Raw genomic sequence first — 22,861 nt, forward strand, 5'->3', positions numbered from 1 at the left:
CCATATATTTCTTTTTTATTTTGCGTATTCCGTTGCTCTTGATTCTCTGATTACATTAACTTTAATCTGACCCGGATATTCCATTTCTTCTTCTATCTTCTTAACTATGTCTTTCGCAATCAAAATTATGCTTGAATCGCTTGTTACATCTGGTTTAACGATGATTCTAACTTCTCTTCCTGCCTGAATAGCAAAAGATTTTTCTACCCCTTCAAATGAGTTCGATATTTCTTCAAGTTTTTCTAATCTCTTAATATAAGTTTCAAGTGTTTCTCTTCTTGCACCCGGTCTTGCCGCCGATATAGCATCAGCTGCTTGAACCAATACAGCCTCAACAGTCTGTGGCTCTATATCTCCATGATGAGCAGCGATTCCATGAATTACGGCTTTGCTTTCTTTATATTTCCTTGCAAGATCCTCTCCTATAGTAACATGAGGACCTTCGACTTCATGATCAACTGCTTTGCCTATATCGTGTAATAAGCCGGCACGCTTCGCGATTTTAACATCTGCTCCTAATTCTGCTGCCATTATACCCGCCAAATATGATACTTCCATAGAATGCTTCAATACATTTTGCCCGTAGCTTGTTCTAAACTTTAGTCTACCTAAAAGCTTTACAAGTTCAGGATGAAGTCCATGTATGCCGGTATCTAGTGTCGCCTGTTCACCTTCGTCTTTAATTTGCTGTTCAACTTCTTTTTTAGCTTTTTCAACCATTTCTTCAATTCTTGCAGGATGTATTCTACCGTCTGCAATTAATTTTTCAAGTGCTAATCTTGCAACTTCTCTTCTAATAGGATCAAATCCGGAAATTACTACTGCTTCCGGTGTATCATCTATTATAATATCTATACCTGTTAATTGCTCAAGAGCTCTGATGTTTCTTCCTTCTCTTCCTATTATTCTGCCCTTCATTTCATCGTTAGGCAGATCAACTACAGATACAGTGGTTTCCGCTACATGGTCTGCAGAACATTTTTGAATCGCATATGTAATTATTTCACGTGCTTTTCTCTCTGCATTTTCCTTTGCTTCTTTCTCTATTTCTTTCACTGCAATTGAAGCCTCTTGCTCTGCTTCTCTTTTAATGTTGTCGATCAATATGCTTTTTGCTTCTTCGGTTGAAAGTCCGGAAATTCTTTCTAACTCTTCTAATTGCTTTTGATGGATTGCTTCTAAATTATTTTGTTTATTTTCAACTTCCTTTAATTTCTTTTGAAGCGTTTCATCTTTCTTTTCAACCTGCATACTTTTAGCATCCAGCATTTCTTCTTTTTTGATTAGTCTTTTTTCTGATCTTTGTATTTCGCTTCGTCTTTCCTTGTTTTCTCTTTCATATTCATTTCTCATTCTGTGAGCTTCGTCTTTTGCTTCAACAAGAATTTCTTTCTTCTTTGTTTCTGCATCTTTTGTTGCCTCATCGATTATCCTTTTAGCTTCTTGTTCAGCACTACCAATTTTGCTTTCAGATATATTTTTACGAATTATAAATCCTATTACTATACCTATTATTGCGCAGATAATACCTACTATTATTTCGAACAATTCAGCACCTCCCGTTATTAAATTTTCAAGCTGCGAAATATTTACATTTAACTGTTTTTTTATTAAATGATAATTTCTAAATTATATGAAATATTAAGTCATTTCTTGATACTTGAATATAATATATTCTATAATTTTTTATGTATTATGTCAAGACAAATAGCAAAAAAACAGAACAGCAGTGAGCCGTTCTGACTATTTTAATAAATTCTAGGTAAACTCATTGTATTAATTGTCTGAATCGCTGGATTTATCTGAATCATCCGATCTTAACACTGTATCACCAAGTTCAAATTTATCTCTTACTTTCTTTTCTATTTCATTCATCAGTTCAGGATTTGAAGACAGATAATCCTTTGAATTTTCTCTTCCTTGTCCTATTCTTGTGCTTTCATATGAATACCATGCACCTGATTTATTTACAACTCCCGCTTCAACTGCCATGTCTAATATGCAGCCTTCTTTAGATATTCCTTTGCCGTATATAATATCGAATTCTGCCTGCTTAAATGGCGGAGCAACTTTATTCTTAACAACCTTTACTCTTGTTCTGTTACCATAAACATCATCACCTTTTTTAAGTGACTCTATTCTTCTTACATCTAATCTCATTGATGAATAGAATTTAAGAGCTCTACCCCCTGTGGTAGTTTCAGGATTACCGAACATTACTCCCACTTTTTCACGCAATTGGTTTATAAATATTGCAACAGTATTGGACTTGTTAATTGCGCCTGCTAACTTTCTAAGTGCCTGTGACATTAATCTTGCCTGAAGACCAACATGAGAATCTCCCATTTCACCGTCTATTTCGGCCTTTGGAACTAATGCCGCAACAGAGTCTATAACAATAATGTCAACCGCACCGCTTCTGACAAGCGCTTCAGCTATTTCCAATCCTTGTTCTCCTGTGTCAGGCTGAGAAATTATTAAATCTTCAATTGATACTCCAAGCTTTTTAGCATATCCAGGATCGAGTGCGTGTTCAGCATCTATGAACGCTGCGATACCGCCTCTTTTCTGTGATTCTGCAACTATATGTAATGCTACGGTTGTTTTACCGGATGATTCAGGTCCGTAAATTTCTACGATTCTACCTTTGGGAACTCCTCCTATGCCTGTTGCAATATCAAGCGGCAGGGCTCCTGTTGGTATTGATTCTATATTCAATTTTGCATTTTCTCCAAGCTTCATTATAGAACCTTTACCGAATTGCTTTTCAATTTGAGCTAACGCAAGCTCAAGTGCCTTATCTTTTTCCATCTTCTCGACTCCCTCATAGAACATTTGTTCTTTTTACTATTATAACATAAACAACAATTTTGTCAACACAGAATTAAGCAAATTTTATTTCAGAATATCCAGGTTTTCGTAGATGTAAGTTGCTCCGGAAGTAACCGTTAGAAGAACAACTACAGCAACCAATGGACCAATCCATAAATCTGTAAATTCAAAATAGCCGGTATAGTTTAGTAAAATAACAACTATCAGTATCATCTGAAAAACTGTCTTTACTTTACCCCAAGGGTTTGCAGCTATTTTTACTCCTTTTGAAGCTGCTAAGGTTCTGAATCCGGATACTAAAAACTCCCTTGAAATAATTATAACAACAATCCAGGAGCTCAAATAACCAATTTCCACAAACGCAATAAAAGCCGCACATGTTAAAAGCTTATCAGCAAGAGGATCCATAAATTTTCCGAAATCAGTAATTAAATTATCTCTCCTTGCTATATACCCATCAATTGCATCGGTTACTGCCGCAGCCGAAAAAATCAAAAGCGGCAGAAATCTAAATACTCCTTTGCTTATGTATAAGAATATCAGAAAAAGGGGTATTGCCAATATCCTTATAACAGTAAGCTTATTTGGTAAATTCATGTTCTTAAACCAGTTCATCAACCTCATCTCCCATCAAATCATATTCTAAAGCATCATTTATTTTAACCTTATAAATATTGCCTAAATCTAATTCATTGTCTGATGTCACATAAACAACACCATCTATATCTATAGAATCCATATAAGTTCTCCCGATGTATATGTTTTCTACATCTTTTTCTTCAATTAAAACATCATAGATTCTGCCTATTTTAGCTAAGTTGTTTTCATACGATACGCCAACCTGCAGCTCCATCAGCTCATCCTGTCTTCTTTGCTTGATATCATCATCTATCTGCTCGGGAAGCTTGTATGCAGGAGTATGTTCCTCTCTTGAATACTGGAAAACACCGACCCTGTCAAGCTTATATTCCCCTAAAAACCTTAACAGCTCCTCGTGCTCTTCCTCTGTTTCTCCGGGGAATCCAGTTATTAAGGAAGTTCTGATTACGGCATCCTCGACTTCATTTCTGATTTTGTTTATCAGATTTATTATTTGATGCCTGTTCGTATTTCTGTTCATCCTTTTTAATATTCTGTCATTTATATGCTGCATTGGAATGTCAAAATAATTAAGAAGCTTGTCGTTATTTTTAAATTCATTTATGAGCTCATCATAAATATCTTCGGGATACAAATAATGAATTCTTATCCACTGAACTCCTTCAATTTCAGAAATCTTTCTAACTACCTCATGAAGCTTTTTTTCACCATACAAATCAAGTCCGTACTTGCTTGTGTCCTGAGCGATAATTATTATTTCCTTTGCTCCCTGTTTTGCAAGAATTTCTGCCTCTTCAACAATCTTTTCTATTTTTCTGCTCTTATATGGTCCTCTGAGCTGCGGTATAACGCAGTAGGTGCAGTTATTGCTGCAGCCTTCTGCTATTTTTAAGTATGCGTACCAATTTTCTGTCAAAGAATTTCTCGGAAGATTTTCTTCGTCAAGTTCTCTCATATCGGTATCAACAACCAGCTGCTTGCTGTTTTCGTATTTTTCAATATATTCATCTATTTTATCAAATCCGCTTGTACCTACGATTATATCTACTTCCGGTATTTCCTTTGAAAGCTCCTCGCCGAATCTTTGAGCAAGGCAGCCTGTCACTATTATTTTTGCATTTTGGTTCGCTTCATTTTTTACATCTGCAGCAGCCAGTATTGCATTGACTGATTCCTGCTGAGCATCACTTATAAATGAACATGTATTTATAATGATGTAATCTGCTTTATCGGCATAATCTGTAGTCTTAAATCCCTTGTTGCGCAAAATCCCCAGCATGTTTTCAGAATCAACCAAATTCTTTGAACACCCAAGTGAATGCATATAAATCTTTTTCATTAATTTCCTCTCATTTCGTCTAATTCTTCTTTAGTTATAAGCACCTTACGAGGCTTGCTTCCTTCATGACCCCCTACAATTCCTCTTTCCTCAAGCTGATCGATTATTCTTGCGGCTCTGGCATATCCTACTTTAAATTTTCTTTGAATATAGGATGCGGAAGCTTGCCCGTCCATAACGACCATTTCTACTGCCTGCTCTAAAAGTTCATCTACTTCTTCATCACTGTTTGGGGCTTTTTCTATTTCATTTATTATTTCATTTTGTTTGTTTGTTTTTATTTCTATCTGTTGCTCCTTAATGCTGTCTACAACCCTTTTAATTTCATCATCTGATATAAATGTCCCCTGAATACGTATTGGTTTAGGCAGACCGATTGGATGATAAAGCATATCGCCTCTTCCAAGAAGCTTCTCAGCTCCCCCGGTATCTAAAATTGTCCTTGAATCAATATGTGAAGATACCGCAAAAGCAATGCGGGATGGTATGTTTGCCTTAATAACACCTGTTATAACATCTACTGACGGCCTTTGTGTGGCTATAACAAGGTGCATACCGCATGCTCTTGCAAGCTGGGCAATTCTTGTTATATATTCTTCAACCTCAGAAGAAGCAACTGTCATCAAATCTGCCAATTCATCTATTACGATAACTATTTGAGGCATTTTATCATTGCCTTCTTTAACCATCTTTTCATTATAGGTTGCAATATCTCTTACACTGTTCTGGGCAAATACCTTGTATCGGCTTGTCATTTCAGAGACAGCCCAATTCAGTGCATTGGCTGCTTTGCGGGGGTCTGTAACAACAGGTATCAATAAATGCGGCAACCCATTGTATACACTTAATTCAACCACCTTGGGATCTATCAGTATAAGCTTGACCTCATCAGGTCTTGCTTTAAATAAAATACTCATAATCAAAGAATTAATGCACACACTTTTACCCGAACCGGTAGCCCCTGCTATTAAAAGATGGGGCATCTTATCAATGCTGGCTATAATGTTTTTTCCTGCTATATCTTTTCCCAAAGCGAACGGAATATTTGTGCCGACAGTCTTATATTCTTTTGATTCTATTAAGCTCCTTAGATATACACTTGTCTTACTTTTGTTCGGAACCTCTATTCCTATTGCAGCCTTGCCGGGTATGGGCGCTTCCATACGAATGTCCGACGTAGCTAACGCAAGGGCTATATCGTTGGATAGACCGGTTATCCTGCTGACCTTAATACCGGGAGCAGGTTGGATTTCATACCTTGTAATTGTAGGTCCTTTGTTAATCTGAAGAATGTTACAGGGTATATTGAAATTGTTCAATGTTTCAATCAGCTTTTCCCCATCCTTCTTCAAATCATCCTTATCCCCTCTGCTATGCTGAGGTAATGGATCTAAAAGTGTTGTTGGCGGCATTTTATATTTATCACTTTTAACACCGGCAATGTTAATTATATCATCGGTAATTGCTTGCGGCTCAAATTTCTCCTTAGGGTTTATCTTCTTTTCTTTTTCAGAAGGTTCCGTATCTTCCTGTTTTTTCGCATCAATTTGTACTGCATTTGCAGCCGGCTTTTTTATGTCATCAATTTTAAGCTGTGTAATTTCTGCCTTTTTATTGTTATCTGCCGGATTTAAATAATCATATATTTGTATATTATCTGCTGTATCATAAGCCTGATTTTTACTATGCTTTTCAACCGGCTTTTTATTATTATCTTCATCCGTCGATTCAGTAAACACAAAGTTATATATTGCATTTGAAAATTTCTTTATGTAGCCTGCAAATAGTTTAAATATTCCTATGATGCTTTGGTTCGTAAACAGAACTATGTTTGAAAATACTAATGCGCCAAGAACTATATACGTACCGTTTTTGTCTAATAATTTTACAAATATATATGTCAATACATTTCCTATTATTCCTCCGCCGACTTTCTTTAAACCGGTATCTACAGAAACTGAAAATAGTTCCTGCAAATTAGTGTTTCCTTTTAATATAGCCAAAATTGCCGCATCTGATATAGAAACATATATTATGTAGCAAATGAAGAAACCAATTATTGCGATAATTTGATTATTATCATTTAAAATTACTATGTTTAATAACCTCATTACTCCAATCGTTAATATAAAATAAGGTAAGATATCAGCACCCTTACCAAAAATCGAATGAGTAAAAACATTAATTGATTTACCTATAATACCTGTTTGATTTTCTTTGTTTGTAACTACAATTAAAAATACGGCAAATGCAACAATAAAAATACCTATTATTTCTTTTTTTAGAATATCGGCTTTTTTAATTTGATTTGTGCTTGTACTTTTTTTTCTTGTACTTGTTTTTTTTGACTTGCTTTCAGTTTGTACTTTTGCCATTTTGTACAACGTCCCCCTGTACTTTTCTAATTTTTATTATATCATAAAATACTGAATAGTCGCAATAACTATTTAATTATGAACAAAAAGCTAATTTTTCTTTTCCATTTCATCTATTAAACCTCTTAAAACATTCATCGCCGAGCTAAAGCCGCCAATTTCATCTATAAGCCCAATATCTATAACCTCTTGAGCATTAAGAACCGTTCCCACATCATTGGCGATTTCATCCGTATCATACATATAGCTCAGCAACGCTTTTTTGTCCACTCTTGAATTATTAACTATGAAATTAATAATCCTTTCCTGCATTTTCTGAAAATATCTGAATGTCTGAGGAACTCCTATTACAAAACCGTTTGTACGTATAGGATGGATAGTCATGGTTCCCGTCGGAGCTATAAATGAATATTCTGCTGATACAGCAAGAGCCGTCCCTATGCTGTGACCTCCGCCCAATACGATTGATACCGTCGGCTTAGTTATACTTGCAATCAATTCAGAAATCGCAAGCCCAGCCTCCACATCTCCACCAACTGTGTTTATCAGCAAAAGAATGCCTTTGATTTCAGGGTCCATTTCTGCACCTATTATCATGGGGATAATATGTTCATACTTGGTAGTCTTGCTTTGAGGAGGCAAGGAAGTATGACCTTCTATTTCTCCGATAATACTTATAAAGCAAATATCCTTTACGGGACTTATATCTGTTACACTTCCTACCTGCTTTACATTTTCTATAGGCTGGTCAGAATTTTCATCCCCTTTATTATCCTCATTTCCGTTAAATAAAAAAGGATTTGCCGGCTCTGAATTATTAATATTAATGCGTCTGTTGTTATTTTGATTGTTATTATCTGTCATTTGATTATTATTTCTGTTGTTATTTTGATTGATAGTATTTTGATTGTTGCTGTAATTCCTGTTTCCATCCATATTGTTGAACGACTGCTGCTGCAAGTTCAGGTTTTGATTGTTGTTTTCCATTTATTCCTCCAAAATAAAAATAATCAGGTTTTTTTCTTCATCCTGATTATTCTTTGAAGTTTTAGCTATTTTATACAAACAGTTTTATGCACATTAATCATTTTCTATAATAATCATATCACTGCCTATTTTTTTTATGTTCTTCCATAAAATTTCTTTTTTCTTCGGCTCTTTAAAAATATTAAAATGTGAGTTGCTGCCGGATATAAAGCTTATAATTTCTCCGGTTTTTTCTTCAATAACCAAGTCGCAGTCACCAAATATCCCCAAGTTTTCACCGGTGTCAATATTAATTATTTCTTTGCTGTACAATTCACTTAATTTCATTAATTTCCCCCCTTATATACAATTACTCTCCTGTGTGCCCGAATCCTCCCGCACCTCTTACAGTATCTCCCAGTTCCTCAACTAATTCAAATTCCGGTCTCTCATGCTTAATAAAAACCATTTGAGCTATTCTGTCACCATTATTGATAGTAAAATCCTTATCTCCCAAATTAATTAATATTACCTTTATTTCTCCTCTGTAATCGGAATCAATGGTTCCTATTCCGTTTACGAGAGAAATACCATGTTTTATTGCAAGACCGCTTCTTGCTCTTACCTGAGCCTCATATCCTTCGGGAATTTCAATAAAAATACCTGTAGGAACCAACATTCTTTCCATCGGCTTCAATGTTACGGGCTCCTGTACATATGCCTGCAAATCAACTCCCGCGGAACCCTTTGTTTCAAATGCCGGCAAATTAAACGGATTATTTTTGACAATTTTAACTTTCATATTCTTCTCCCAGTACTTCATTAATAATTTCTTCTATTCCTTTATGTTTGTTTAAATTTCCCGTAAAAGTAATACTTAATTTGTCAATATCAAACAATTCATTGGCAATCTTAACAACGTCCTCAAATTTAACATTGTTTATGCTGTTTATTACCTCTTCGGGATATAAAATTTCGTTAAATAAAAGCTCTCTTCGACCTATTGCAGACATACGGCTTGATGTGCTTTCCAAGCCTAAGATATAATTACCCTTTATCTGCTGCTTAGCTCTGTTAAATTCCTTCATGGTTATCTTGCCGTTTTTCATGCTGACCATTTCTTTTAACACTGTCCTTATGGCTTCCTCAACCTGATCATAGGACATACCTGCATAGATACTGAAGATACCTGAATTAGAATAATTTGAAACAAATGAATAGATGGAATAAACCAAGCCCCTGTTTTCTCTTACCTCCTGGAAAATACGAGAGCTCATAGTTCCACCGAATATATTGTTTAATACAAGCAAAGAATGATAATCCTTATGGTGTCTGCCTATTGTTTTATTGCCTATACAAACGTGCAGCTGTTCTAAATCTTTATTAATGCCTACTACCTTTCGCTCGTAATGGCTGTCCTTATCAACATGCTCTACGAATTTATTTTGCCATTTACTGAATTTTTCTTTAATCAGGTTTACGAACGACTCTTCATCGAAGCTTCCGGCTACGGCAACTACGGTATTATGCGGTGAATATTTATCTTTCATATAATTTAATACCTTTTCTGTGGTAAAGGTTTTTAAATTCTGCTCCGTACCTAAAATATTGTATGCCATCGGGCTGTCATTAAATATTATTTCCGTCAGCTTGTCGTGAACCAAATCCTCGGGAGAATCTTCATACATTTTTATTTCTTCAATTACAACCGAAATTTCTTTGTCTATTTCTTCCTGTTTAAACAATGAATTAAAAAACATATCTGAAAGTATATCAACTGCTTCTACTATATTTTCGTCCAATACCTTTACATAAAAGCAAGTACATTCCTTGCTTGTAAAAGCATTCATCTGACCGCCTATATTGTCAATTTCTTCAGCAATTTCATTTGCCTTTCTGTTTTTGGTTCCCTTAAAAAGCATGTGTTCTATAAAATGTGACAAGCCGTTCGTTTCATCATTTTCGTTGTTAGAACCAACATTAACCCATATACCTATGGATGCAGATTTAACATAACCGATTTTTTCCGTTACTATCCTAAGCCCGTTGTCTAAAGTGTACTTATTTATCATTTTTCCTCCGTTTTTATCAATTTGGGGACATTCCTCCTATCCCCAAGGACTCGCTCTCAAAAAGAGGTGTGTCCCCTTTCATATATATCATTACCACATTCTGATTAAATTCATTGTGCTGCATCTGCCTGTTACAAGCAGAATAAGTATGATTATTAATAAAATAACTATTATCAGCTTTTTTATAAAAGCTATATCTTTAAAAAATTTCATAAAAATCCCCCTTATATTAATGTATTAATATAAGAGTCAATTTATGTTATCAAATTTTTACATAAATTACAAGTACTTTAATTTCCGCTGTTCTTTGTTTAATATATAAGGATTTACTTAGAGAAGAATATAGACATGACATGTAGGATCAACAAATAAGTTAAAAGACTCTTTTATACCTCACAATTTGCATACTTAATCCTGAAAAAGTACATGAGAAGATATTTCAGAGCCTTATTAATAACATTATATAGCAACTATAATATTTTTTCAACATTTTTTTACTATATAAAAATTTATAATCCTTCTGTAAAATTTGGAAGAGATGAAAGTCACATAATGCAATCTATATTTGCTTTAAAAATGAAAATGATAATTGGTTAATTCCGATGTCCCAATCCGGTAATTCCATAAGATGCAATTACTAATTTTCATCCACTGTCAGCAAAGTATACCTTTTTTATTGATATAATTCTATTAATGACTTATAATAATTGTCAGAACTTTAAATATCACATTTCAGCAATAAAAATTAATTGCGCAGATAAAATTAAAAGGGGCTTTAAATGGACTACACATGGTTTTTTATATTAATAGGAATTATCGTAGTATTTTTACTAATTATATCACATATAAAAGCAACTAAAAAACTAAAATCATTTATCATAAATTCCTTCGGCAAAATACCAAATCAAAAGAAATACGAGTTTGAAAGTATCGAAAGCTATCACCGCTATAAAAAAGCAAACACTGATGATTTTAATACAATAGATAGTATAACATGGGACGATTTGGACATGAATCTGACATTTAAACGAATTAATACTTGTCTGACATCTGTTGGTGAAGAATACTTATACGACACACTGCATCAGGTACAAATGAAAGAAGACATTCTTTTAGAAAGAGAGAAGCTTATTTCCTATCTGGAAGATAATGCTGACGATAGACTGAAGCTGCAAATGAGTTTAGCCAAAGCAGGAAAATATAACTATAACGGTATAGCTTCCTTTATCTTTGATGCAGAAGCAAAGTTTTTGAAACATAATTTTATATATAATATTTTAACCATTATTCCCGTTCTATGCATTTTATTAGCCTTCTTTGACACTCAAGTGGGTATTTTATGTTTGATACTTTCAGCTATATTAAATGGATTCTTTTATTATGGAACAAAAACGAAAATAGAAAGAGAGCTTTCTGCCATAAAATATTTTTCGTCTATATTGCAATGTTTAGATAAAATATTCAAAACCAAAAACTATGAATCAGTTCCCTTTTTCAGCGAGCTTAAAAAAAGCTATCTTATATTTAAGCCTCTGAGAACTAAAATTTCAGATATCTTACAGAAAGATTTTTCTGACATGGCCGTTTTTGCGGAATATATAAAAATCATATTTCTCATCGACATACGAAATTACAATAAGGCTATAAGAATGATTTCAAAATATTCCAATGAATTTCATACATTGTACAAATCCATGGGTGAAATTGACATGGCAATCTGTGTGCTATCATTCAGAAAAAGTCTGCCTTATTATTGTACTCCGGTTTTTTATAATGAAAACTCCATAGGTTTTGAAGACTTGTATCACCCCCTGCTTTCAGATCCTGTACCTAACAGCGGGAAAATAAGCAATGACAGCATCATCACAGGCTCCAATGCTTCAGGAAAGTCCACATTTATCAAAGCCTTAGCTATTAATGGTATTTTGGCCCAGACAATTCACACATGTGCTGCAAAAGAACTTAATCTAAGGTTTTCATTAATGATTACTTCTATGGCTGTTCGCGACAACATTTCTGAAGGAGACAGTTACTTTATTAAAGAAATAAAATCATTAAAAAGAATACTCGATAAGGTGCAGGATACAGCCTGTACATGTTTTGTCGATGAAATTTTAAAGGGAACAAACACTATTGAACGCATTGCTGCATCTACAGCCGTACTGAAATATCTGCACAATATAGATTGTCTTTGCATAACTGCCTCTCATGACATTGAACTGACACACATATTGAATAAAGAATATGACAATTATCATTTTCGTGAACACATTACAGATGATGGTATACATTTTGATTATAAGTTAAAGCAAGGTCCGTCACAAACCAGAAATGCCGTTAAGCTGCTTCATTACATGAATTTTAACAGTCAAATAGTCGATGCAGCCGAAACAATGGTCGATAAATTTATTAATACGAAGACATGGTAGTAAAAATTCTTTTGAAAAAATATATATAATTAAATCTTTTACAATTTCGGATCATTGCACTTATTCTCTCCGACAAATTGAAAAATTTGCAAATTATTTGGTATTTTTATTATTACTGTCTAAGATAGAACCAACAATAATGCCAATAATCATTCCTAATCCGGCTCCTAATGGTATGCCAAATACAAAGTTACTTTTATCTATAATAATGCTTACAATAATTCCCGCACCGGCACCAAAGCATAATCCAAGTGATATACCTATGGCTAAATATTTATTTGTATCTTTTTTCATATCATTCCTCTTTCATAAATTACTGTTTATTATTATACCAGATGCCGCTCTGTATCTCCCGGAAACATTTGAAGATGCATTACATCCTCATCACAATTACCGCTGTGCTATATACTCTTTTTCAGCCGTCTATGATAGACAGGCATATCTTCATCAGCTGAAGACATAACTGTAAGTTTTCCGGCATGAATCATTTCTTCTATACGAAATGCGACCCATGAATCACTAATTCCGAGCTGGTATTTTCCAAGTACTCGTCCGATAATCATTGCTTCCTGAAATTCTTCATTTTCTGCAGCGATTTCACGAAGGATAAAGTCATCATAGATTTTTTCTGACGAGCTGACTAACTGTCCGTTCAACAAGATTCGCAAAGGTGCATTTTCTCTTTTGAGCTCCAGCCAATGCGATGCACAGCTTTGTATAAATATTTGCGGCACAGTCTTTTGCAATTCAATATACCGGTTCCATTCTCCTGGAGCCGTTTCACCCCAATTAGTTTTGCGAACAATAGTTCCTTTTTCATGCGCTTCCCACTCAGGAAGCTTGACAATAAAAACCTGTTCATCCGACACCTTCCATTGATTCAAGAGATACATGAACCAATAAAAACCACACATTTCATCGGGCTGGTTGCTGTACCAAATTCGAAGGGATTCTCCATCTGCTGTACGTTCCTTAACCTTTTTCAGGTTTTCATTTGTACTTTTCAGTATTTCCTGAGCCAACTGTTGTCCCTCATCATTCGGATAAATACTATACAAGCGTTCTAATGCCTGCATACGCTTGGTACCCGGCTGTTCCTCCGAAATATCTCCAATGCTTAACTTTAAGCTGAATCCATAAATATTTGCAGGGCTACCACCTAAAGGAGCAGCGTTCTCCCATGCCAAGCGTTCTTTTTCCTCTGCTTCTCGCTTAGCAGCTTTAATCTCTCTTTTTGATGGCTTGCTTCCATCCGCATGACTAATTATAACGCCAATATACCCACCTTGATATTTTCCTTTTCCATAGTTCTGTGCCATTTTAAGGCTTCCACAAGCACTATCACCAAATACAATCTCTATCACAATAATTATACTCCTCTAAATATCGGATTTCTCAACTTTCCATATAATAATACTCTATAAATTTGTATCTATCGTTTTACCGATTCGTGTTAAATACGTGACTCTTCATCTATTGCTTACTTTTCATTATTCTAACATGCCAAATAGCTTACTGCAAATTGAAAATGGATTTTTTGAATTTGCATCTATACAAGTTTCTTATAAATAATCAATATCGTTGTCACAATCACAACAGAAGCCGCAAACCACAACCCCGGAATTGATGAATAATTAATCATAATACTATTAAAAAATGAACCAAATAAAACCCCCATTTGCAAGACTAATGAATTTAAAGATAAAATTGAAGCCCTATGCTCGTTAGGTATTTCTCCATTAAGTATAACACCCTCCGGTATATTAGACATACCCAAAAACAAATAAATCAACGTGTAAAAAAACATAAATAAAACCATGTTTGTCTGTAATGCCGTAATTATCAATACCGTTACAAGAATACTCCTGAGTAACAAGTACATTTTTTTAGTATTATGCTTGCTGAATATTCTGCCATATATAATATTGCCTGTCATAGCGGCTGCAAAATACATAAAAGCCATAACGCCTAAAAGAAACATAGCACTATTGTCAGGCATCAAGGAAATAAAATGTGGCTGCCAGTATGTTTCCAAAGAGCTGAATAAAAAGCCTGTAGAAAATACAGAAATGAATATACATATTACATTTTTATTGTTAGCAACTAAATTTGAGCTGATTTTAATATGCTCCCATATAAAAACCCGCTTTTTATTTTCATTCACAACCGTTTCTTTTATATATATCATTGCAAATATTAAAACTATAAATGTTAAGATTATTCTGACGATAAGGCTTAGATCATACATCCCTATTGAAGAAAAATACTTGTCGGATATTTTAGGCAGATATCCCCCGGCTAACGCTCCTGCAGATAATCCAAGAGCATCCATAACATTTATCCTAATAGTAACATCGTGTAATTTATCCTTGCCAAATTCATTAATATATGAATCTATGAACAGAGCCTCAAACGAGCCTGAGGAAATAGCTCTGTTTAATCCGTAAAGCAACATTCCGATATACAAAATTACCATGCCGTTCCCCAAAAGAACAACTATCGAAAACATCAAGGAAACAATAAGTGATAAACAAAATGTTTTTTTCCTCCCCATTATGTCTGTCATTATTCCGGTTGGAAACTCCAGTATTATTACCGAAAAAGAATATATTCCTATCAGAATAGAAAGCATACTGAGTGTAGCACCTTTCTGTATCAACAATAAACTTAAAACCGGAACAAGAAGTCCTGTAGCAAACGAATTCAGTAATAATATAAAAGAATACAGTCTTACCCTCATGCTTATATCTCACTTTTGCCATCTTTTAAATCTGCTCTGTAAGCAACCAAGGCATATTCATATGGATGGGAATTCTCCGATGCTTTTGAATGTTTTTTTAAATAGTCATCAATAATATCAAACAATTCATTGGCCTCTTCGGTGGATAAATGAACGATTCCTGTCAATTGATCAGCAAATTTATTTCCCTTTTTAAATTCTTCTGATAAAAGATGTCTGTTTTCATCAATCATCCTTTTATAACTGTCGTAAACTGTGCTTAATACGTTTCTCGCCAATATATCGCGCTCTGCTGTTAAATCATCATCTATATCTTGACCTATGCTTACAGTTTTTTCTGTTACTCTAAGATACCTTGCAGTTATACCGTTTATAATTTCATTATGGTCAAATTCAATAATCCCTACTTGCTCCAACTTTTTTATGTGATGCTGTGCAGATGAAGGTGAAATTTCCAGTTTATCAGCTACAAATTTAGCGGTCACCGGTTTTCCCTCATTTCTCATCACTCTGATTAATTTTTGCCTCACAGGGGACATCACTATTTTCAGGTCTTTATCAGTTTTTAGTACTATATAATTTTTCTTATCCATCATTTCCTCCATCATCAACGTTACAATTAATATAACATTATGCTTTATGTAATGTCAATATATTTTTACAGCAAAATAAAAAGGAGACTAAAGTCGTAGGATTATAACCTGATTTTAGTCTCCAAACCACTATTGGTTCAACTCTATATCAATCATTTTGTATTGCTTTCTACTGCTGCTACTGCTTCAATTTCTACCAGCTGATTTGTATATCCTAATACTGTGACTCCAAACAAGGTGCTTGGAACATCATGTTTGCCAAACTCTTTTCTTATTGTTTCCCATGCTGTTACCAGATCCGACCGTTCCTGAGAGGCTACAAGAACTCTGGTATATACCACATCTTCCAACGTGGCACCACAGTCCTTCAGTGCTTCCTTCAAATTCTCTACACAAAGTCTTGCCTGAAGCTCATAATCATTCAAGCCGGGTACTTCTCCGTTTTTATCAATGGGACATGATCCTGCCAGAAACAATAAGTCCATTCCTGAAGGTATATGTCCGGCATAAGCATAATCTACTGAAGCTAAATTTGCAGAACGAATTAATGATATTTTTTTATTCACTTTAATTTTCTCCTTTTGTTATATTATCTATGATAAGAATTATAAATTCTTTTATCTGTTACCCACCTGATAATTCCGGCGGTCTGCTTATCCTAAAGATGTAACTTCAAGATGCAGACTTCGTCAGGCTTTTTTTATGAAACTCCAAACAATCCTATCACCATGAGGATGACAGATACAAACTGAATTACCGCACGAAATCTGTTTCTTGTCTGCAGTTTCCGGCGCCACTGCCTAAGTCCCTCAACATCGCTGCTTTCAAGAGATTCGTAAATCATTTTGTAAGCCGGCAAGACGATGGGCTTGCTGACAAATACAGAGGCAGCCACAGCAACAAAAGCACCTGCTGTGAACCACCAATTGGAGAAACCGAATATAATGAAATACGGGATAAACGCAAGCTTTGGCAGTTCAGCTGTTATAATCATATACGGTGACTTGTGCATCGATTTATGCAGCTGCTTCGTAAAGCTTTGGAATGCGGCTTCATCCATATTGTTCATCACTCTTTGGATTACCCCTGCGATATAGGCTAACGCATCTGCACTAAGGGCATTGACAACAAGAATCAGAATTTCTGCAAATGCTCTGGTCATAATTGATCCTCCTTATAAAATTTCCACATATCCTTTTGTTCCGTTTATACGAACCTTTTGACCATCCTTAATTAACTTGGTGGCATTTTCTACACTCACCACCGCAGGGAGACCATACTCTCTGGCCACAACGGCACCGTGAGTCATCATTCCGCCTACTTCTGTAATCAGTCCCTTAATTGATACGAACAGCGGAGTCCAGCTGGGATCAGTAAAAGCTGTTACGAGTATGTCACCTTCTTCAATATCAGCATCCTCCAGATTTAAAACGATCCGTGCCCTCCCCTCAATGACACCGGATGAAACAGGGACTCCTATCAAAGCACCCTGCGGAATATTGCCGGTGTCGTACTCACCGGTGATGATTTCACCATCAGACGTCATCACACGTGGAGGCGTTAATTTTTCATAGACTTCATATTCTCTTTTTCGTTCTTCTACTATACTGTAATCCAATTGGTTCAAACTAACGACATTTCGGAGCTCCCCAAAGGTCAGATAATAGATATCCTCCGGCTCCTGAATCAAATTTTTTTGTACCAGCATGGCAGCCTCTTTCTTTAAAGCCTGCTTATAAGCATAAAAATGCTGCATTAAGGCATACTTGGGATATTCACGAAATCCGATGAAATTACGGAATACACTGATCTTTTTCTTCATCTTTTCCGCCTTTTTTCTGCCATCGGGGAGCTTCTCCAACCTACTGATAATCTCCTGTTCTTTTTGCTCGGCTTCCAATCGTTTCTGCTCAAATATTGTATAATGGGAGCCGGGCTTGAAATTCTTGATATTATTGATAATCATGGGAATAAGCATTGTCGGCTTCTCAGCCCATCGTATTCTGGTAATGTCTATTTCTCCCGGGCAGCGCACACCATATTTTTTCAGATAGTTCTGAAGGGATTCACTGACAACCTTACCACCGTCCAGCTTATCAAGCTCTTCAAAAAAGTCTTCGTCATTGGCAGATTGCAAATATGTGAGTACGGCAGGATATTGACGAAAAACATCCGCTACGTCCAGAAGTTCAAGTCCCATCTCAGCGGTAACATTATTGGGTAACGATTGTGAGAGAATATCGGTAACATTATCTTCACCCAGACATTTCTTGATATTTTTAGCAATCCAGTCTGATGCAAAGAATCCAACCATGCCCACACTGTAACCACCTAAAACAATGTCCTTATAGGTGTCATCCATATCCTCCAGAATAAAATCAAACAGTCTCACTCCCGTTTTTTCGCTTATGCTTCGCTCCAGATTACGTACCTTCGCATCATGATTGGTCATAATATTTTGGATCATGCGGGAGTCATTCTCCCGTTCAATTTTTCTCGCCTGAATGAGACCGGAAAATACCTGCCCCATGGCACCTCCTGTCATGCTCATCGAACTCTTTCCCCGGGGTAATGATTTGATATAATCTTCCCTCTTCAGTAAATTGTACAAAGCCTTCTGCATCAGGACATCTACCGAGCCAAAACCGTTTTTAACAAAAGTTTTTCTTCCTGTCGGCGATGCTATATCATGAGAAACATCAATATATATCCTGCCTCCGGCCTCGACCATTAATTCACCGGGCGGCATCCCTGTAGCACGAAGCTTATTTAGCCACAGCCGAAATATTGACATACCTAATGGTTTAAGAGTGTCCGTCATCATCTGCTGATGTCCGAGAGACATATAGACATGATTTTTTCCGTCATTTACATCTGGCACAGGATATAGGGTGGTAATGGGTCGACTCTGGACGATATAAAACTCGCCTTCATAAAGACACCATTCAATGTCCTGAGGACGACCGAAATATGCTTCAATACTTCTGCCTGTTTTTTTAAGCTGCAAAATCTGCTCATCCGTCAGTGTTTGTTTATCCTGCTGCTTGGGTTCTATCTGCTTTTCTATAGTCCCGCCTTCTTTAAGAGAATAAATGGCAAGTTTTTTATTCGATATCTTCTTCCCGACTATCTCACCTTCCTGAACCTTATATATATCGGCATCCACAAGCCCCGAAACCAGTGCTTCGCCGAGCCCAAAGCTGGCATCAATAGACACAACCTTCCTGTTTGACGTAACCGGATCAGCCGTAAACATAATTCCTGATGACTCGGGGAAAACCATCTTCTGTATAACTACTGACAGATGAACCTTATTGTGGTCGAAGCCATTCTGCATACGGTAAACCACCGCCCGGTCGGTAAATAGTGATGCCCAGCATCTGCTGATGTGTTTCAGTATGGATTCCTTTCCTATAATGTTTAAATAGGTATCCTGCTGTCCCGCAAAGGATGCCGTCGGAAGATCTTCTGCCGTAGCACTTGAACGCACAGCATAGGTATTTTTATCTCCCGCCTTTATAAGGTAACGGGCGACCTCCTCTTCAATTTCTTTTGGAATCGATGCTCTTTCGATGGCACTGCGAATTTTTCCGCTGATTTCGCTGACTCTCTCCCGGTCCTCTGCCTTTAAAAGAGATAATTGCTCCAGCAGAGCATCAAACTCCTGTGTCTGCTCAATGATTTTTCTGTATGCTTCGGTTGTAACGCAGAAGCCCTCCGGTACCCTTATACCGTCAATCCTGGATATTTCCCCAAGATTGGCACCCTTACCTCCAACCGTTGCAAGCTTCGTTTTATCAATTTCCTCAAAGCCAAGCACATATGAACCCATACATATTCTCCTTTTCATTTTATTAAAACCACTTTTGTAAAATCAGAATACCTTACGATTATTTTTCCTTGTAAAAATTTTCTTTGAATAAGTTTATGCATTTATTAAAATCATCAATTTCCTTGCATAAAGTATCAATATCAATTCCTGTTTGAGTCTGCATTTTGCTTAAATAACCGTCTGTAAGCCATGTAAATATTTTCATCACAAGCTTTGGGTCAATACCGTCTTTAAATTTTGAAATATCTGTGCCTTCAAAGGTAATTCTGTTTCTCAAGCTTTCACCTTTTCCGTTTGTCAAAACAGCTTTTATATCATTCTTGACTTCATCATCATTTTCAAAATACATACTGTTTAAAAAAGAAAGCATTGGGGGATGTTCTTTCATAACTGAAATTTCGATATTCATTAAAAGTCTGATTCTGTCAAAAAAATCGGTCACATTGTTGTCAAATTTTTCATTAATTTCATTCTCAAGAATATTGCTGCACAACTCCATTAGATGCAGATACAGAGCTTTTTTGGTACCGAAGTAATGAAAAACCAAGGCCTTTGAAACTCCTGCTGTTGCAGCAATATCACTCATAGATGCTTTTTTATAGCCGTTAGTACCAAAGCAGGTAAGAGCGGCATTAATAATTATATTTTGTTTTTCTACAGATAAACTTAAAAATTTCTCCACAGGACTCACCTCACAAATTTCGTTAACCGAATCGGTTAATAATATATTAGCACAATTAACCGATTCGGTCAACATTTTTATGCAATCTGTCCTTTATAAAAAGACCGGAGGATCAGAGTGCTAAAATTGCACTTAATTCCCCGGCTCTGTCTATTTTTTAAATATCATTTCTTCTCGATTTTATTTTTTTATTTATTTTCTTCAATGCTTTCTTTGATCCTCTGTTTATATCTCTTTCTAATTTAAGCTCTGAATATTCAACAAACAAAGTATTCAAATCGTATCCCACAGGATACAATTCTCCTGCTTTATTTTCTAATTTTAATTGTTTGACATTGATTTCTTTAAATTCACCTTTATAGAAAACAGTTAAATTATTAAACTTATCCTTTGACTTGTAAACAATACCTGATTCCTTGTACTCTGTTAAATAAACCCTGTCTCCTATATCAAAGTTAATGACTTCTGCATCTGCATTTATTTCCTCATTTTTCATTTGGATAACTTTATTTTTACTTACTATATTAAAATTATATTTTTTATCGGAAATATATTCTCTGGCACGCTGTACTACCGATTTGCTTATTCCCATTTTTTCAGCTATCCAAAAAGCATTGCTGTTACCGGACTCACCTATAAGGAGTTTAAAAAGCGGCTCTAAAGTTTCACTGTTAAAAAGCATGGCTGCATTTTCAAAATCAGGATGATTTAAGGAATAATCCTTAATTTCACCATAATGTGTTGTAGATACTGTAATTGCGCCCTTGTGGTAAACTTCCTCCAGGACTGAAATTGCCAATGCCGCACCCTCGTTGGGCTCTGTTCCGCTTCCTATTTCATCAAACAGTAAAAGAGTGGATTTGTTGGTGTCCTGAATTATCTGGGCGATATTCTTTACGTGAGATGAAAATGTACTTAAAGCATTTTCTATACTCTGGTCATCTCCTATATCTGCAAATATATTTTCAAAGACAGAAAATTCGCTTACTGATTCACATGGTATATGAAATCCGGATTGTACTGCCAGAGTTAATAGTCCCACTGTTTTTAATACAACAGTCTTACCTCCTGCATTCGGACCTGTGATAACCAATGTCCTGTAATCCTTTCCTATAGTAAAATTCAATGGTACAACCTTATTCCTCAGCATTGGATGTCTGCCATTTATTATATTTATATATCCATAATTATTTACATCAGGTTGAATACCGTTTATTTCTCTGCTGAATTTGGATTTCGCAAAAATCATATCATAAATTCCCACAACCTCTGCATTTTGCTTCAGTTCTCTGATACAATCATTAATCAAACCGGTTAAAGATGATAATATCTGATATTCTTCATTTTCCTTTTCAGCAATCAGCTGCTCAAGCTCAGAAGAAAATTTACTCACAGTTGCAGGCTCTATGAAAACCGTAGCTCCTCCGCCGGAAATTTCTATTACTGTACCCGCTACCTGATTTTTATAGGAAGATTTAATCGGTATTGTAAATTTTTCTTTTCTTTTTGTAATGAAGAAATCCTGTATATAGTTTTTATTTATTGATGATCTCAAAAATTCATTTAACTTATTTTCTATTTTTATTTCAAGATTTTCTATTAATCTTGTAATTCTTTTTAATTCCTTAGACGCATCAGGACTCACTTTATCATTAACTATTGAAGTATTTATCTCTTCTTCAATATGCTCCAACACCTCTATTGACTTTGAGTATCCGGCTAAAACAGGAGCATAGAATTTCATATCCTCCATATATGCCTTAAGCTTTCTGCATCCTCTTAAAAAGCTTGAAACATTGCTGAGTGCTTCACCGTTTAATATCATCCCTTTTTCTAATTTTGAAATGATATTATCTATGTGCACAATTCCCTGCAATGGTACTACACTGCTTTCCAGCAGCATTTTCCCTTCTGTCGTTTCATTCAGTCTTTTTTTAACGGTTTCCATATGAGATGAAGGATGTAATTTATCCATCATAATTTTACCTAAATTACTCGTACAGTAGCTTTTAACATGCTCTTTCAATTCATTATATTGTAATTTTTCCATAGCTATATTATTCATTTTGATATTCCTTTCTTAATTGTAATAAATGCTCAGATCTATGGAATCTACAAATAATGCAGTAGATTTAGTATATTTGAAAACAAAAAAGCCGCGGATAAACCACGGCTGTAAAATTCCATATTTATTAAAATAACAATAGTTATTTTAACAATATTGTAAAGTAATTTGCCATGTGTATCTTCCATAGATAATGGAATCAAGCATGAAAATCAAAGGATATACATCCTTAATGCTTAATCCATATTAATTTAATCTATTGGTTAGATACACTCTCAGACATAAAATTTCTCCTGTTCTAAATCTACATAGTAATGATATCCTTATTTTATTTAT

General features: G+C 35.3%; 20 protein-coding genes. 1 reads left to right on the forward strand and 19 read right to left on the reverse strand.

Going from position 1 to position 22,861, the window contains the following annotated elements:
* Positions 1 to 15: 15 nt before the first annotated feature.
* The 10 genes from rny to HZF24_RS19190 all read right to left on the reverse strand — a co-directional run bounded on the left by rny (position 16) and on the right by HZF24_RS19190 (position 10,397).
* Complete coding sequence (gene rny / locus HZF24_RS05555) at positions 16 to 1,548, reverse strand: ribonuclease Y (RefSeq protein WP_218835261.1); 1,533 nt, start codon at positions 1,546 to 1,548, stop codon at positions 16 to 18.
* A gap of 228 nt (positions 1,549 to 1,776) precedes the next feature.
* On the reverse strand, positions 1,777 to 2,811 hold the full coding sequence (recA, locus tag HZF24_RS05560) for a recombinase RecA (RefSeq protein ID WP_179237290.1): 1,035 nt from the start codon (positions 2,809 to 2,811) through the stop codon (positions 1,777 to 1,779).
* Between the two features lie 84 nt (positions 2,812 to 2,895).
* Entirely contained in the window at positions 2,896 to 3,447 is a 552-nt protein-coding gene (gene pgsA / locus HZF24_RS05565; protein ID WP_179237291.1) for a CDP-diacylglycerol--glycerol-3-phosphate 3-phosphatidyltransferase, read from the reverse strand.
* Positions 3,434 to 4,771: a 30S ribosomal protein S12 methylthiotransferase RimO gene (gene rimO, locus HZF24_RS05570; protein ID WP_179237292.1), complete on the reverse strand. Its 1,338-nt coding sequence runs from the start codon at positions 4,769 to 4,771 to the stop codon at positions 3,434 to 3,436. The genes pgsA and rimO overlap by 14 nt, the downstream gene beginning before the upstream one ends.
* Complete coding sequence (locus HZF24_RS05575; RefSeq protein WP_179237293.1) at positions 4,771 to 7,146, reverse strand: FtsK/SpoIIIE family DNA translocase; 2,376 nt, start codon at positions 7,144 to 7,146, stop codon at positions 4,771 to 4,773. The genes rimO and HZF24_RS05575 overlap by 1 nt, the downstream gene beginning before the upstream one ends.
* 90 nt (positions 7,147 to 7,236) lie before the next feature.
* Positions 7,237 to 8,010 carry a ClpP family protease gene (locus HZF24_RS05580; RefSeq protein ID WP_407695747.1) on the reverse strand — a complete coding sequence of 258 codons (774 nt, stop codon included), beginning with the start codon at positions 8,008 to 8,010 and terminating at the stop codon, positions 7,237 to 7,239.
* 216 nt (positions 8,011 to 8,226) lie between these two features.
* Positions 8,227 to 8,460: a YlmC/YmxH family sporulation protein gene (locus HZF24_RS05585; RefSeq protein ID WP_179237295.1), complete on the reverse strand. Its 234-nt coding sequence runs from the start codon at positions 8,458 to 8,460 to the stop codon at positions 8,227 to 8,229.
* Between the two features lie 22 nt (positions 8,461 to 8,482).
* The gene (dut, locus tag HZF24_RS05590; protein ID WP_179237296.1) at positions 8,483 to 8,914 is read right to left on the reverse strand and encodes a dUTP diphosphatase; all 432 of its coding nucleotides are present in this window, start codon (positions 8,912 to 8,914) and stop codon (positions 8,483 to 8,485) included.
* Positions 8,904 to 10,184 (reverse strand): M16 family metallopeptidase, encoded by a 1,281-nt coding sequence (locus HZF24_RS05595; RefSeq protein WP_179237297.1) that lies wholly within the window; start codon positions 10,182 to 10,184, stop codon positions 8,904 to 8,906. The genes dut and HZF24_RS05595 overlap by 11 nt, the downstream gene beginning before the upstream one ends.
* Before the next feature lie 90 nt (positions 10,185 to 10,274).
* The gene (locus HZF24_RS19190) at positions 10,275 to 10,397 is read right to left on the reverse strand and encodes a hypothetical protein (RefSeq protein WP_281372251.1); all 123 of its coding nucleotides are present in this window, start codon (positions 10,395 to 10,397) and stop codon (positions 10,275 to 10,277) included.
* A gap of 566 nt (positions 10,398 to 10,963) precedes the next feature.
* On the opposite strand from HZF24_RS19190, the gene HZF24_RS05600 reads away from it, so the two are divergent.
* On the forward strand, positions 10,964 to 12,613 hold the full coding sequence (locus tag HZF24_RS05600; RefSeq protein ID WP_179237298.1) for a MutS-related protein: 1,650 nt from the start codon (positions 10,964 to 10,966) through the stop codon (positions 12,611 to 12,613).
* A gap of 93 nt (positions 12,614 to 12,706) precedes the next feature.
* Here the strand turns inward: HZF24_RS05600 and HZF24_RS05605 are convergent, their stop codons facing one another.
* From HZF24_RS05605 to HZF24_RS05645, 9 genes are all read right to left on the reverse strand, one after another.
* Positions 12,707 to 12,907, reverse strand: a complete 201-nt coding sequence (locus tag HZF24_RS05605; RefSeq protein ID WP_179237299.1) for a hypothetical protein — start codon at positions 12,905 to 12,907, stop codon at positions 12,707 to 12,709.
* Between the two features lie 107 nt (positions 12,908 to 13,014).
* Positions 13,015 to 13,977 carry a DUF3658 domain-containing protein gene (locus HZF24_RS05610; RefSeq protein ID WP_179237300.1) on the reverse strand — a complete coding sequence of 321 codons (963 nt, stop codon included), beginning with the start codon at positions 13,975 to 13,977 and terminating at the stop codon, positions 13,015 to 13,017.
* Positions 13,978 to 14,162: 185 nt separating this feature from the next.
* Positions 14,163 to 15,353 (reverse strand): MFS transporter, encoded by a 1,191-nt coding sequence (locus HZF24_RS05615; RefSeq protein ID WP_179237301.1) that lies wholly within the window; start codon positions 15,351 to 15,353, stop codon positions 14,163 to 14,165.
* Positions 15,354 to 15,355: 2 nt separating this feature from the next.
* The gene (locus HZF24_RS05620) at positions 15,356 to 15,946 is read right to left on the reverse strand and encodes an ArsR/SmtB family transcription factor (RefSeq protein WP_179237302.1); all 591 of its coding nucleotides are present in this window, start codon (positions 15,944 to 15,946) and stop codon (positions 15,356 to 15,358) included.
* A gap of 152 nt (positions 15,947 to 16,098) precedes the next feature.
* Complete coding sequence (locus tag HZF24_RS05625; RefSeq protein WP_179237303.1) at positions 16,099 to 16,512, reverse strand: RidA family protein; 414 nt, start codon at positions 16,510 to 16,512, stop codon at positions 16,099 to 16,101.
* 134 nt (positions 16,513 to 16,646) lie between these two features.
* Positions 16,647 to 17,108 carry a hypothetical protein gene (locus tag HZF24_RS05630; protein ID WP_179237304.1) on the reverse strand — a complete coding sequence of 154 codons (462 nt, stop codon included), beginning with the start codon at positions 17,106 to 17,108 and terminating at the stop codon, positions 16,647 to 16,649.
* A 12-nt stretch (positions 17,109 to 17,120) separates the two neighbouring features.
* Positions 17,121 to 19,778: a phosphoenolpyruvate synthase gene (gene ppsA / locus HZF24_RS05635; RefSeq protein WP_179237305.1), complete on the reverse strand. Its 2,658-nt coding sequence runs from the start codon at positions 19,776 to 19,778 to the stop codon at positions 17,121 to 17,123.
* A 58-nt stretch (positions 19,779 to 19,836) separates the two neighbouring features.
* Positions 19,837 to 20,460: a TetR/AcrR family transcriptional regulator gene (locus tag HZF24_RS05640; RefSeq protein WP_179237306.1), complete on the reverse strand. Its 624-nt coding sequence runs from the start codon at positions 20,458 to 20,460 to the stop codon at positions 19,837 to 19,839.
* A gap of 157 nt (positions 20,461 to 20,617) precedes the next feature.
* Entirely contained in the window at positions 20,618 to 22,525 is a 1,908-nt protein-coding gene (locus HZF24_RS05645) for an endonuclease MutS2 (RefSeq protein ID WP_179237307.1), read from the reverse strand.
* Between the last annotated feature and the right edge of the window lie 336 nt (positions 22,526 to 22,861).

The sequence above is a fragment of the Sedimentibacter hydroxybenzoicus DSM 7310 genome, from assembly GCF_013403245.1.
In the GTDB taxonomy this organism is placed as follows: Bacteria; Bacillota; Clostridia; order Tissierellales; family Sedimentibacteraceae; genus Sedimentibacter; species Sedimentibacter hydroxybenzoicus.